This is a genomic window from Labrenzia sp. THAF191a, from assembly GCF_009363335.1.
Classification (GTDB): domain Bacteria; phylum Pseudomonadota; class Alphaproteobacteria; order Rhizobiales; family Stappiaceae; genus Roseibium; species Roseibium algicola.
In genome coordinates, this window is record NZ_CP045333.1 from 3,885,785 (window position 1) to 3,898,434 (window position 12,650).

The 12,650-nt window shown below is 59.6% G+C and carries 12 protein-coding genes; 5 read left to right on the plus strand and 7 right to left on the minus strand.

The window, feature by feature from the left end:
• Window positions 1-84: 84 nt before the first annotated feature.
• The 4 genes from phnE (FIV05_RS17880) to phnC (FIV05_RS17895) all read right to left on the minus strand — a co-directional run bounded on the left by phnE (FIV05_RS17880) (window position 85) and on the right by phnC (FIV05_RS17895) (window position 3,850).
• Window positions 85-942, minus strand: a complete 858-nt coding sequence (gene phnE, locus FIV05_RS17880) for a phosphonate ABC transporter, permease protein PhnE (protein WP_152510497.1) — start codon at window positions 940-942, stop codon at window positions 85-87.
• 2 nt (window positions 943-944) lie between these two features.
• Window positions 945-1,859, minus strand: coding sequence for a phosphonate ABC transporter, permease protein PhnE (phnE, locus tag FIV05_RS17885; protein WP_152510498.1), 915 nt, complete (start codon window positions 1,857-1,859; stop codon window positions 945-947).
• Between the two features lie 168 nt (window positions 1,860-2,027).
• On the minus strand, window positions 2,028-2,939 hold the full coding sequence (gene phnD, locus FIV05_RS17890; protein ID WP_152510499.1) for a phosphonate ABC transporter substrate-binding protein: 912 nt from the start codon (window positions 2,937-2,939) through the stop codon (window positions 2,028-2,030).
• 89 nt (window positions 2,940-3,028) lie between these two features.
• Window positions 3,029-3,850, minus strand: a complete 822-nt coding sequence (gene phnC / locus FIV05_RS17895; protein WP_152510500.1) for a phosphonate ABC transporter ATP-binding protein — start codon at window positions 3,848-3,850, stop codon at window positions 3,029-3,031.
• 298 nt (window positions 3,851-4,148) lie between these two features.
• Here phnC (FIV05_RS17895) and FIV05_RS17900 point away from each other — a divergent pair, with 298 nt between their 5' ends.
• The 4 genes from FIV05_RS17900 to FIV05_RS17915 all read left to right on the plus strand — a co-directional run bounded on the left by FIV05_RS17900 (window position 4,149) and on the right by FIV05_RS17915 (window position 7,333).
• Window positions 4,149-5,021, plus strand: coding sequence for a PhnD/SsuA/transferrin family substrate-binding protein (locus FIV05_RS17900; protein ID WP_152506341.1), 873 nt, complete (start codon window positions 4,149-4,151; stop codon window positions 5,019-5,021).
• A gap of 62 nt (window positions 5,022-5,083) precedes the next feature.
• Window positions 5,084-5,836 (plus strand): phosphonate ABC transporter ATP-binding protein, encoded by a 753-nt coding sequence (phnC, locus tag FIV05_RS17905; protein ID WP_209009696.1) that lies wholly within the window; start codon window positions 5,084-5,086, stop codon window positions 5,834-5,836.
• Window positions 5,829-6,662, plus strand: coding sequence for a phosphonate ABC transporter, permease protein PhnE (gene phnE / locus FIV05_RS17910; protein WP_152510502.1), 834 nt, complete (start codon window positions 5,829-5,831; stop codon window positions 6,660-6,662). Before phnC (FIV05_RS17905) ends, phnE (FIV05_RS17910) begins: the two co-directional genes overlap by 8 nt.
• A complete protein-coding gene (locus FIV05_RS17915) occupies window positions 6,659-7,333 on the plus strand; it encodes a class I SAM-dependent methyltransferase (RefSeq protein ID WP_152510503.1) in 675 nt (224 codons plus the stop codon). The genes phnE (FIV05_RS17910) and FIV05_RS17915 overlap by 4 nt, the downstream gene beginning before the upstream one ends.
• A 24-nt stretch (window positions 7,334-7,357) precedes the next feature.
• On the opposite strand, the gene FIV05_RS17920 is transcribed toward FIV05_RS17915, so the two are convergent.
• Genes FIV05_RS17920 through FIV05_RS17930 form a run of 3 tightly spaced genes read right to left on the minus strand, consistent with a single transcriptional unit; the run spans window position 7,358 to window position 12,065 of the window.
• Complete coding sequence (locus FIV05_RS17920) at window positions 7,358-8,530, minus strand: osmoprotectant NAGGN system M42 family peptidase (protein WP_152510504.1); 1,173 nt, start codon at window positions 8,528-8,530, stop codon at window positions 7,358-7,360.
• On the minus strand, window positions 8,527-10,308 hold the full coding sequence (gene ngg, locus FIV05_RS17925; RefSeq protein WP_152510505.1) for an N-acetylglutaminylglutamine synthetase: 1,782 nt from the start codon (window positions 10,306-10,308) through the stop codon (window positions 8,527-8,529). The genes FIV05_RS17920 and ngg overlap by 4 nt, the downstream gene beginning before the upstream one ends.
• Window positions 10,309-10,310: 2 nt before the next feature.
• Window positions 10,311-12,065, minus strand: coding sequence for an N-acetylglutaminylglutamine amidotransferase (locus tag FIV05_RS17930; RefSeq protein WP_353622174.1), 1,755 nt, complete (start codon window positions 12,063-12,065; stop codon window positions 10,311-10,313).
• On the opposite strand from FIV05_RS17930, the gene FIV05_RS17935 reads away from it, so the two are divergent.
• Window positions 11,946-12,647 (plus strand): MarR family transcriptional regulator, encoded by a 702-nt coding sequence (locus FIV05_RS17935; RefSeq protein WP_353622175.1) that lies wholly within the window; start codon window positions 11,946-11,948, stop codon window positions 12,645-12,647. The genes FIV05_RS17930 and FIV05_RS17935 overlap by 120 nt on opposite strands.
• Window positions 12,648-12,650 lie beyond the last annotated feature (3 nt).

Below are 12,650 nucleotides of genomic sequence, written 5' to 3' on the forward strand. Positions count from 1 at the left end.
GAGGTCTTGCTGATTGGGAGGCATGCAGCGGAAAAAGGAAACTCGGCGGGAGGAGAAAAACGCTGCTTCTTCCCCAGGTGAAAATCACTTTCGCCCCGGTTCCCCGCCGATGATCCGCCGCCGCAGGAAGCCGGAGAAGCCGTCGATCAGGTAGACCATGAAGATGATCAGGAAAATGATCGTCCAGGCTTCCGGCCAGCGGTAGGCGTGGATGCGGTCGGCGAGGAGGAAGCCGATGCCTCCGGCGCCGACAATGCCCAGGATGGTGCCGGTGCGGGTGTTGGATTCGAAATTGTAGAGGATGATCGACAGGATCACCGGCAGGGCCTGCGGCAGAACCGCAAAGCGGATTGTCTGCAGGCTGCCGCCGCCGGAAGCGCGCACGCCTTCAACCGGCTTTTGACTGGTGTTCTCTATGGCTTCCGAAAAGAGCTTCGAAAACGTGCCGACTTCGGAAACCGCGATGGCCAGAATGCCTGCCAGCGGCCCGAGGCCGAAGGCGCGGATGAAGACGAGCGCGAGGATCAGCTGTTCGATCGCCCGCAGGGCGTCGAAACCGCGCCTGACACCAAGCCGGAGCCAGGACAGTGGCAGGATGTTCTTGGCGCCCAGGAATGCCAGTGGAAACGCAACCAGGGCTCCCAGAAGCGTGCCCATGAACGCCATGGCGACAGTTTCTCCCAGGCCCTTCAGAACTTCCTGCCATTCCGCCCAACTTGTCCAGATGTGGGGTGGAAACATGAAGGCGAGCACATCGCCAAAGCGGGTCGCCCCGTGAAGAAGTTTTTCAGGCGCAAAGCCGAAATCCCACAGGCACCAGCCGGTCAAAAGAAGGAAAGCCGACCAACCGGCGAGACGGATCAGGCGCGTCCGGAGCGGTGTTGAAAAGGCGCCTGGAACGAGCGTTCTGGCGCGGGCGATATCTGGAGATTGCGCGGTCATGGTCAGATGCCTTTTCCGGTCAGGCCGATGATGCGATGACGCACCTTTTCGCTCAGCATGTCGATGACGATCACGGTGAGGAAGACGATCAGGAACAAGGCCGAAAGATCGGTGTATTCCTGCAAGGACATTGCCACGCGGATCTCCTGGCCCAGACCACCTGCGCCGACGAAGCCGATGATGGAGGAGGACCGAACGTTGATCTCGAACCGCAGCAGCGTGTAGCTGATGATGTTCGGGACAACCTGGGGCACGATGCCGTAGCGGATCTGGTCGAACCAGGTGCCACCCGACGCCTTGATGCCTTCGAGCGGGCGCATGTCGGCATTTTCGTTGGCTTCGGAATAGAGCTTGCCGAGAGCGCCGGTGGCATGAAGACCGATGGCGAGAACACCGGCCAGCGGGCCGACACCAAAACAGAAAACGAAAATGAGTGCCCAGACGAGATCCGGAACCGTCCGGATGATTTCCAGGAACCGGCGGGTGACGTTCAGAACCAGCCAGTTGGGGGAGAGGTTCCGTGACGCCGGGAAACTGAGAAGAAATGCACCGACGATGCCAAGCAATGTCGCCATATAGGCAATCAGGATCGTTTCCAGGAGCAGCCAGAGCCAGACCTTCCAGCGCCAGAACCAACCGGCAAGATCCGCCCCGAGTGTCTCGCGGTGAAGCTCCGGCAGGGTCTTGTAGAGATACTCTCCAAGCCGTGGCAAACCTGCCCAGATCTTCCACATGGACACGCGGTCGCCATCGGGCAGGGTGACGTCGGTCATGTCGAAGAAACCGCCTAACCACGCTGTTGCGAAGAAGCAGAGTGCGAAGATCGCAGTCGAGACGAGGTTTACCCGGAGGGCTGACCGGCGGGCGGCAGCATAATCGATTTCAAACCGGTCAATGGCAGGGGAGAGCACTGTCATGCCTCTAGTTCCGATGATTTTGGGCAGGAAGCGCTGACGCAGCAGCTTTCTGCGCCACAAGTTTTTCCTGGCGTCATCCCGGGAGACGCGAAGTGCCGCCCGGGATGACAATGGTCGGGTTGTCGGGAGATACCCGGATCAGCCGGTCTCCTCCCTCGCTCCGAAAAGTCAGCCGCCGCGGCGCTGTTTCTTCAGCCAGTCGCGCATTTCGACGATCCACTGGTAACGGTCGTGATCAACCTCGATCCACGCTTCCTGGGTGCTGTCTTCGCCGCCGGTCATTTCGATGAAGGCCAGAGTGTCCTTCTCCGGGATTTCCATGACCGCGGTGCGCATGGCATCGATCAGGCCCTTAGGCAGGTTGCTGCGGGCAGCCAGCGGACCGGAAGTGATTTCCGGTGACTTCCAGATGGTGCAGATCGCGTCCTTCTCGATCATGCCCTTGGTGACCATGCGCTGCGGAATGCCGTCTTCCTCGTTGGTGATGTAGGTAGCGGCAGCGTCATACTGCTTGTTGTAGACACCAAGCACACCGGTTTCATGGGCCCCGGAGAAGGGAATGGCTCCGAAATAGGTTTTCGGTTCATAGCCCTGTTTGCTGAGGTTGAAGTAAGGCACGGCATAACCGGACGTGCTGTCAGGATCGGCAAAAGCCAGTGTCTTGCCCTTCAGGTCCTCAAGGGTCTTGTAGCCGCTGTCGCAACGCACGGCGACGACCGAGAAATAACCGGTGGAACCGTCCTTCTGCAGGCGGGAGACAAGCGGAACCACACCGCCGTTGGTTTCGGTGTAGGCAGCGGCATAGGAAGACGAACCGAAGAAGGCGAATTCGATCTGGTCGGCCGCCATGGCCTGGATCACGCCGTCATAGGATCCGGCGGTGAAGATTTCGACATCGACGCCGAGTTCGTTCTCCAGGTACTTTTCGAAAGGTGTGTAACGGGCGATCCGGTCCTTTTCGTTTTCACCGGAAAGGATGCCGAACTTGACTGTCTTGTACTGGTCCTTCCAGCTGTCCGCCACGGCCGGGGAGGCTGCAAGAACGGCAGCGGAAACGGCTGCTGCAAAAATGGCCTTCATCTCAAGTCTCCTTTGGTGCCGGCAGATCCGGCGATTTGCGCGGCAAAGGCCGCTTCAAGAGCGAGAGCGGATGATCCGCTTCGCGAAGGTCAGGACCCGACAGCCTTCATCGGTGGCCGGGAAGTGGTTGTCGAAAGGGAGGTGGAGGTGACTGCTTCGTTGATGTCACCGGAAAGATCGTCGGTTCCGTAGATCTGCCGAACCCTCTCGCTGGTCAGGGTGTCCGGCGTGCCGTCGAACTGAACGCGTCCGTCCTTCATTGCGATGATCCGGTCGCAGTAGGCACGGGCGGTGTCGAGCGTGTGCAAGTTGACCAGCACCGTAAGACCGTCCGTCCGGTTGATTTCGCGCAAGGCGTCCATCACACGGCTGGCGTTGGCCGGATCGAGTGAAGCAATCGGTTCGTCGGCCAGCATGATGCGCGGGTTCTGCACCAGCGCCTTGGCGATGGCGACGCGCTGCTGCTGCCCGCCGGAAAGGGTTCCCGCTCGTTGCAGTGCCTGGGGCACAAGGTCCAGCCGGTCCAGGGCCTCGATAGCGCGGGCGCGGTCCTCGTCAGTAAAGGATCGCGTCATGGAACGCAGGAACCCTGTGTGGGCGATGCGGCCAACCATGACATTGGTCAGCACATCCATGCGCTCGACGAGATTGAACTGCTGAAAGATCATGGCGCAGGACGCGCGCCAAAGCCGCAGTTCGCGGCCCTTCAGGGCCGTGATGTTCTTTCCCTCGTTGAGGATCGTCCCCCGGCTGGGGTCGGCCAGCCGGTTGATCATGCGCAGGAACGTGGACTTGCCGGCACCGGACCGGCCGATCACGCCGACCATCTGTCCCTTGGGAATGGCAAGGGAGACACTGTCCACCGCGGTCAGGTCTCCAAAGACTTTAGATAATTGCTCAATGACCAGCATCGGGCCCTCCGAAAAACGGAGAGCGAACTAGCAGACATGTGCCGAGAACAGATGTCTATACGATTATACTTTTATGAAGTTTTACGACAGAGACATCGAGAAAATTTGCCGGAAAACAAATAAGATCAAGATTTGTCTGGAGGTTCGAAGACATAGAAAATTTCTGGTTCGTAGATCCGTCTTTCTCTGATGTAAATTTCGTAAAATTTACATAATACAGTCACGTTCCGCAGCGCGCTTGTCGTTACGCTTCTTTTGCCTTGCCGGCTTTGTTTCGGCTGTCTGAGGAGTTCCTGTCATGCGCTTTTTGAAATCAGCCGCACTCGCGGCTGCCGTTCTTGCCGTTTCCCTGTCTTCTTCCCTGGCCGACACGTTCAAACTGGCCGTTACCGATGTGGAGGGCCTGGAGCGGCTGCAGGTTGAATGGGGGCCGTTCAAGAACGCCCTTGAAAATGCAACAGACCACACCTTCGAGTTTTTCCCGGTTACCAGCCGGACCGCGGCGGCTGAAGCCTTGCGCGCCAAACGCGTCGACTTCGTCGTAACCGGCCCTGCCGAGTACATCGTGATCAACAAACTGACCGAAGCCCGTCCGCTTATCGGTCTTGGCCGCCCGGATTACTTCTGTGCCGTCGTCGTACGAGCCGACAGCGGTTTCACGCGGCCGGCCGACCTCAAGGGCAAGAAGGTAGCCTTTGGTGATATCGGTTCCACCTCGAACATGCTGTGCCCGATGCAGCTGATGGCCGATTATGGCGTCGATCCGGTCAAGGACATCGAGAAGCTGCATACTTCGCGGAACATTGCGCATGAAGCCTTGAAGAAGGGTGATGTTGCCGCCATCGGGATCAATCACAATTCGTGGATTGGCACCCGCAACAAGGATGACAGCGTCCCGAACGGCTTTTTCCGGGTGATCGCCCGTTCCGGCGATCTGCCGAACGACATGATCATGGCCGGAGCCCATGTCGATCCCGCGACAGCGCAGAGCCTGCGCCAGGCGATCCTCGACAACAAGAAGTCGATCATCGCCGCGATCCTGCAGCACGAGGAAAACGACAAGTATTCGGGCATGGATCTGGTGGCGATCGAAGATGGTGCCTACGACCTGGTGCGGTCCATGTACACCACCGCCGGTTTTCCGCAATACGACAAGTTCATCGGCGAATAATGGCGCAGCCTCTGCTCCAGTCCGCCGGCGCAATTGCGCCGGCGGTCCCAGCCCGACAGCCCGTGACGGAGACGCCGTGTGACCTGAAGGTCGAAGGCCTTTGCAAGACTTTCGGCAAGGACCGTAGCGTGCTGCGCGAAGTTTCCTTCTCCGTGGACCGTGAGGAAGCGGTTGCCTTGATCGGTTCAAACGGTGCCGGAAAATCGACCGCATTGCGCTGCGCGCTGCGCCTGATCGAGCCGGAAGCCGGTTCGGTTCTGTTGTTCGGTGAAGACATTTCGACGGCACGACAGCGCCAACTCAGGCGGGTTCGCGCCGAGGTCGGCTTTGTCTTTCAAAAGCACAACCTGGTGCCTCGTGTTTCGGCTTTGACCAACGTAATCCATGGCAACCTTGGCCGCACGGGTGGCATGCGCGGCTGGTCGCAGTTTCTGGCCAAAACGGCATTGCGTGACCGGGCTATGGCGTGCCTCGAAAGGGTCGGACTCGCGGAGCATGCATTGAAACGGGCAGACCAGCTCTCGGGCGGTCAGTCCCAGCGGGTTGCGATCGCCAGAGCCTTGATGCAGCAGCCCAGAATGATCGTCGCGGACGAACCCGTTGCCAGCCTTGACCCGGTTGCCGGCCAGGAGGTGATGGACCTCTTCCGCCAACTCACCAGGGAGGAGGGGATCACGCTCCTGTTCACCTCGCACAACGTGCAACAGGCGCTCGCCTACTCCGATCGGGTCCTTGCGATCCGGCAGGGGGAAGTCGTTCTGGACGAGAAGAGCAGCAACCTGAGTGTTGCGGATCTGGGGAGGCATTATGGCTGATCTCCTGACATTGAAACGCTCCCGCATGCCGGATCGGTTCGAACGCCCGGGTGCATTTCATTTTGTCGCCTATGTCGCGCTGCTGGCCTTCGTTGTCTGGTCGTTTCAGGGGGCCGGCTGGTCGTTTTCCGCGCTGGTTTCTGGCGGTCCGGCGCTGGTCGACTTCCTGTCGAGGGCGTGGCCGCCCTCACTGGAAAGGTTGCCGCAACTGTCAAAGGCGTTGCTGGAAACGTTTCAGATGGCGCTTGCGGGCACACTTATCGGCATCGTCCTCAGCCTGCCGTTGGCGATCCTGGCCGCGAAAGGCCTGACGCGGCCGTCGATGTTGTCCCGGGCTGTCTATACCTTTGCCCGCTTGCTGGTCGCCCTCTTCAGAACGGTGCCGGATCTGGTTTGGGCATTGGTCTTTGTCATTTCGGTCGGACTTGGCCCATTCGCGGGTACGCTTGCGATCGCCGTCGACACCATCGGTTTTTGCGGACGCTTCTTCGCTGAAGCCATGGAGGACGTGGAGAAAGGACCAACCGAGGCGCTAACAGCGGCCGGTGCAGGGCGTTTCGACACGATCTTCTGTGCGGTGGTACCTGCCGCGATGCCCTCCTTCATCACCACCTCGCTGTTCGCGCTTGAAAAGGCGACCCGGTCCTCAGTCGTGCTCGGTCTTGTCGGGGCAGGGGGCATCGGCATCGAACTCAAGGTGGCCATGGACTTTTTCGACTACCAGCTCGCGATGACCATCATCCTGATGATCTTCGTGCTGGTTCTTTGTGTTGAGCGGCTCGGCACAATCGCCCGCAGCCGGATACTGGAAGGATCGTCTCAATGAGCGACACACACACTCTGGAAAAAACCGATACCGCCCATCTCGCGTGGGACAAGCGCTGGCAGACAGAAGAAGGCCGAGCGGATTGGCTGCGTCCGGAGGCGGACGTTGCCGGTCTGATTGAAAAACTTCAGAAGCAGGGACCGGTAAAGGCCCTGGATCTGGGCTGCGGGGTCGGCCGACATGCGCTTTCCTTTGCCCGCGCCGGGTTCGAGACCCACGCGATGGATCTTTCCGAAGCCGGACTGGCCGAGCTGAAAAAGAGCGCGGCACTGGAAAGTATGGAGATCGCGACACATCTGGCGCCGATGACGTCGCTGCCCTTTGAGGACGACAGTTTCGACTATGTCCTGTCCTTCAACGTGATCTATCACGGTGATCCGTCGATCGTCCGTACAGCCATTTCCGAGATTGCCAGGGTGCTGAAACCTGGCGGGATCTACCAGGGAACCATGCTGTCAAAGCGCAACGCGAACTTCGGGATCGGGACGGAAATTGCCGCGGACACGTGGGTTCGTGAGGGCGACGACGACAAGGATCACCCGCATTTCTATTGCAATGCGGGTGAGCTGGTTTCGCTTTTCGACCGGTTTGAGCTGAGCTACCTGGAAGACAAGGTGCATACAAAGCCCGGGTCGTGGCACTGGCACATGATCGCGGAACTCAACCGCTGAACGAGCCGGTCTCAGCGGCGGGCGTTATTCGCCCGCCGGTTCCGGCAGCGGTTCGTCCGTCTCCGGATTGAGTGTCTGGTCGGCATCGGCGGTCGGCTGACGGGTAAAGCCCCTGAGGTCCGCAAACTCGCGGGCGTCCCGCTGGATTTCAACCGGGCTGAGAGCATAGCCGGTCGCCAGTTCGGCGAGCGAGCGCAGCGCGTGCATGTGAATGCGCTCATAGCCGTGGCTGGCATCAACACCAAATGTGATCAGCGCCGTGCGCACGTCCGCCCCCGCCTCGATGGCGGTTGCCGCATCCGAGCGATAGAAGCGGAAGACATCCTTCTGGAACTTGATGTCGTTGTCCCGGCAGAGTTGGACCATCTTGCGGGTGAGATGATAGTCGAACGGTCCGGTCTGGTCCGCCATGGCAATGGTGACCCCGAATTCGTCCGAATTCTGCCCAGGGGCAGTGGTGCCATTGTCGATGGCAACCAGCGACGCGATGTCTGGCGTCAGGATGGACTGGGCGCCATGGCCGGTTTCCTCTGCAATCGTGAACAGCCAGAACACGTCGACCGTCGGTTCGATGTCGGATTCCACCAGCGCCTTGATCGCCGCCAGCATCACCGCAACACCTGCCTTGTTGTCGAGGTGGCGGGAAACGATGAAGCCGTTTTCCAGGAACTCCGGCGCCGGGTCTATGGAAACAAAGTCGCCGACGTCGATACCAAGCCGGTGCAGGTCGTCTACCGACTTGGAATAGGCGTCTACGCGAAGTTCGACATAGGGCCAGCCGACCGGAAGTTCATCCACGCCAGTGTTGTAGGTGTGCCCCGAAGCCTTCAGCGGCAAGATGGTGCCGGTGTAGGCGCCGCTTTCGGAAAAGATCGTCGTGCGGGCTCCTTCCGCGAAGCGGGCGGACCAGTGGCCGATAGACACCAGCTCCAGTCGGCCGTTGTCTTTCAGCGATTTTACCTGAGCGCCAAGCGTATCGAGATGCGATACGAAGGCCCGCGCGGGACGGCGCGACTTGCCGGACACTCTCGCCCGAACACCGCCACGGCGGGTAATTTCGTAAAACACCCCCAGCGCCTCCAGTTCCTTGGAAACGTGACGGACAATTTCGTCCGTATAGCCCGTCGGGCTGGGGATTTTCAGAAGTTCCTTCAGTCGATCGCTCAAATAGGAAATATCGATATTCAGCAAGGTCATGTTCCGGCCCGGTTCAAGGTCGTCCTGACGGGTTGAGGCACCGACAGGGGAAACAGGAAGTCCACGAAGCGCTCTGCGGTTGGCTGAGGTTCGTGGTTGGCAAGCCCCGGCCGCTCGTTCGCCTCGATAAAGCGGTACTCCGGTTGTCGCGGGTCTTTGACCATCAAGTCAATGCCTGTCACCGGAATTTCAATTGCGCGCGCTGCCTTGATCGCGGCTTCGATCAGGGTGTGATGGGTTTCGCCAGTCACATCATGAATGGTGCCGCCGGTATGAAGGTTGGCCGTACGGCGGACCGGCAAGGTCTTGCCTTCGGGCAGGATATCTTCCAGCTGAAAGCCGTTGGCTGTGAGGCAGCGCAGAACCTCGTCGTCCACTTCGATCCTGGATTCCCCGCCTGTTGCCGCAGACCGGCGGCGAGACTGGATTTCGATCAGTTCTCCAATCGTCGCCTTGCCGTTTCCGGTGACCTCGGCCGGTTTGCGCAAGGCGGTCGCCACTACCTTGTAGTCGATCACTACAAGCCGCAGATCCTGACCGGTCACGAATTCCTCCACCAGAACATCGTTGGAGTAGGTCCGGGCAACATCGACCGCAGCCATGACGTCTTCGGTCGTTGTCAGTCCGATGGCGATGCCCTTGCCCTGTTCACCGCGCGCAGGCTTGACCACAACCGAACCGTGCTGGTCCAGAAACGCGGCGATCTCATCAGCGGATCCTGCCAGGATCTGGTCAGGCACGTTTACACCGGCCCTTTCGACGATCCGGCGCGTGGTGGCCTTGTCGTCGCAGATGGACATGGCGACGGCGCTGGTGAATTCGCTCAAGGATTCCCGGCAGGCGACCGAACGGCCCCCGTAGGACAGGCGGAAGAAGCCGCCTTCCGCGTCGATAATCTCCGCCTGGATACCGCGCCGCCGTGCCTCGTTCACGACAATGGTGGCGTAAGGGTTGAGCTTGTCTTCAACGGCAGGGCCGGCGAACAGGGCCTCGTTGATGGTGTTCTTGCGCTTGATGGTGAAATAGGGAACCCGCTCGAAGCCAAGTTTGTCGTAAAGGCCAATGGCAAGTTCGTTGTCGTGAAGCACCGACAGGTCCATATGCGGTGCGCCCTTGCCCTTGAAGACCTCCGCCATGCGCCGGACCAGGGCTTCCCCTATGCCCGGAAACCGGGCCTGCGGGGAAACCGCAAGGCACCAGAGCGAACTGCCGAGATCGGCATCATTGGTGGCCCGGCTGTGGTCGACGCCCATTGCCGTGCCGACGATGACCCCGGTCTCGTCTTCTTCCGCCACGAGTACCGTAATGGTGCGCGGATCGAGTTGCGACCAGAAAAACTCCGGCGGCACCGGCACCATGCCGCGGGTGAGATAAAGTTCGTTGATCGCCTCCGCATCACTGCGGGAAGACAAGCGCCGTACCGTAAAGCCCTTGCGACGATTGCGCGCCGGCCGGTAGGTCGCGAGGTCCAGGCGGAACGTATGCGAGGGGTCAAGGAACAGCTCCTGCGGGGCCGAGCCGACCAGCACATGCGGATCACGTACATAGAATGCGATGTCGCGTCTGTCCGGTCGCTCGTTGCGCAGAACCTCGACCAGTTTCTCGGTTTCGCCATAGGTGTTGGCAAACACCAGCCGTCCCCAGCCGCAATCGATGAACCGGTTCTTCTGGGCTTCCGTCTCGTCCAGCCGGTATTCCGGTTTGAGCCCATGCTGGCGCATGCGCTTCAAGCGGTGGTCAAACGCGCCTTTCGGTCGCGAAGGTTCATTTTCGGCCATGTTCAGACCTCCTGTGCCTGCAGCCACATTTCCAGAAGCGCAACCTGCCAAAGCTCTGAACCACGCAAAGGCGTGATGTATTTGGTCGGGTCGGCATACAGTTTCTGCAGGTAAACCTCGTTGAAGAGGCCTCGTTCCCTGGCGGCCTGACTGGAAAGCGTGTCGCGCACCATGTCGAGATAGTCACCCTGGATGTATTTCAGCGCAGGCACCGGGAAATAGCCCTTCGGACGGTCGATGACGGCGCTCGGAATGACCTTGCGCGCAGCTTCCTTCAGCACGCCCTTGCCTTCCTGTGCGAGCTTGAACTCGGCAGGAATGCGTCCGGCGAGCTCGACCAGTTCGTGATCGAGGAACGGAACGCGCGCCTCAAGGCCCCAGGCCATGGAGTGGTTGTCGACACGCTTGACGGGGTCATCCACCAACATGACGTTGGTATCGAGCCGCAGGGCCTTGTCGACCGGATCGGCAGCGCCGGAGCGGGCGAAATGCTCTTCGACGAAGGCAAGGCTTTCATCCCTGGCACAATGGTAGGCGGGGGAAACAGCCTCTGTCATCTGTGCTTCGGTCCGGTCAAAGAATGCCGTGGCATAATCGGAAACCGGACTGTTTGAGCCGCTGAGCTTCGGATACCAGTGGTAACCGGCAAAGACTTCGTCGGCCCCCTGGCCGGACTGGACCACGGTGATGTGCTTGGAAACCTCACGTGACAGCAGATAGAAGCCGATATTGTCATAGGAGACCATCGGCTCGGACATCGCCTTGATCGCTCCGGGCAGGTTTTCCTGAAGCTCGGAGGAGGGGATGAAGATCTGCTGATGATTTGTTCCGTAGTGTTCGGCAATCAGGTCCGAATACTGGAATTCGTCGCCCTTTTCGCCATGGGCCTCTTCAAAGCCGATGGAGAAGGTCGCAAGACCCTTCTGACCTTCCTCGGCCAGGAGGCCGACGATCAGGCTGGAATCGACACCGCCGGACAGGAGAACGCCGACAGGCACGTCGGCCACCATGCGGCGGCGAACGGCTGTGCGCAGGCTCTCCAGGACTTCGTCGCGCCAGTCGTCGGCGCTGCGGGCAAGATCTTCCGCGGTCTTTTCAAAACGCGGTTCCCAATAGGTGTGCTCGGAAGAGCTGCCATCAGCTTCAAGCGTCCGCACCGTGGCCGCGGGCAGCTTGCGCACGCCGTTCAGGATCGTGCGCGGCGCGGGAACGACAGCGTGCCAGCTCATGTAGTGATGCAGCGCCACCCGGTCGATCGACTTGTCGATGCCACCGCCTGCCAGAAGTGCAGGCAGGGAGGAGGCAAAGGCAAGACGCCCGTTCGCTTCGCTCAGGTAAAGCGGCTTGATGCCGAACCTGTCGCGGGCAAGGTGAATGCGGCCGCTGTCATGTTCGTGTATGGCGATGGCGAACATGCCATGGAACCTGGAAAAGCAATCCTTGCCCCACTCGGCCCAGGCCTTGAGGATGACCTCGGTGTCGCTGGTGGAGAAGAACGAATAGCCGCGGCCAATCAGGTCGGATCGCAGTTCCTGATAATTGTAGATGCAGCCGTTGAAGACCAGGGACAGGCCAAGCGCCATGTCGGTCATTGGCTGCGTACCACGTTCGCTTAGGTCAATAATCTTCAGGCGCCTGTGGCCAAAGGCGACCCGGCCGCGCTGCGTTACACCCATACCGTCGGGGCCGCGCGCCGCCATGGCGTCCGCCATCCGGCTGACCCGGACAACGTCTGCCTGACTGCCATTGAAAACCACTTCGCCGCAAATGCCGCACATATTGAAAAAAATCTCCGTTTTGTAACTGGACGTGCATTATATAGAGGTCTAATCATTAGAGTTCAAATTAATAGAGGTGTAATAATGCAGGCGATGCAGGCATCGCAAGTGGTCAAGGCTATCCGGAAGATCGTCCGGGCCATTGACTTGCGCTCCAGAGAAGTGTCCAGACTGACCGGGCTCACGATCCCGCAAATCGTTGTTTTGCAAGGGATTCGGGATCTGGGTGAGGTGACGACCAAAGCCCTTTCGGACAACGCTGACCTGAGTTCGGCGACCGTGGTAACCATTCTCGACAAGCTGGAAGAAAAGGGTCTTGTCGAGCGCTACAGATCCGTCTCGGACCGGCGAATCGTCCATGCCAAGCTGACGAAAAGTGGAAAAGAGGTGGCTTCAAACCTGCCTGGCCTTCTGCATGAAGAGTTCGTGCGAAAATTCGATGATTTGAATGCCGAGGACCGGACGCACCTCGTTTCTTCAATCGAGCAGATTGCCGAAATGATGAATGCGCACAAGCTGGATGCAGCTCCCATCCTGATGACGGGAAAGCTCTCGGGGTAAGAC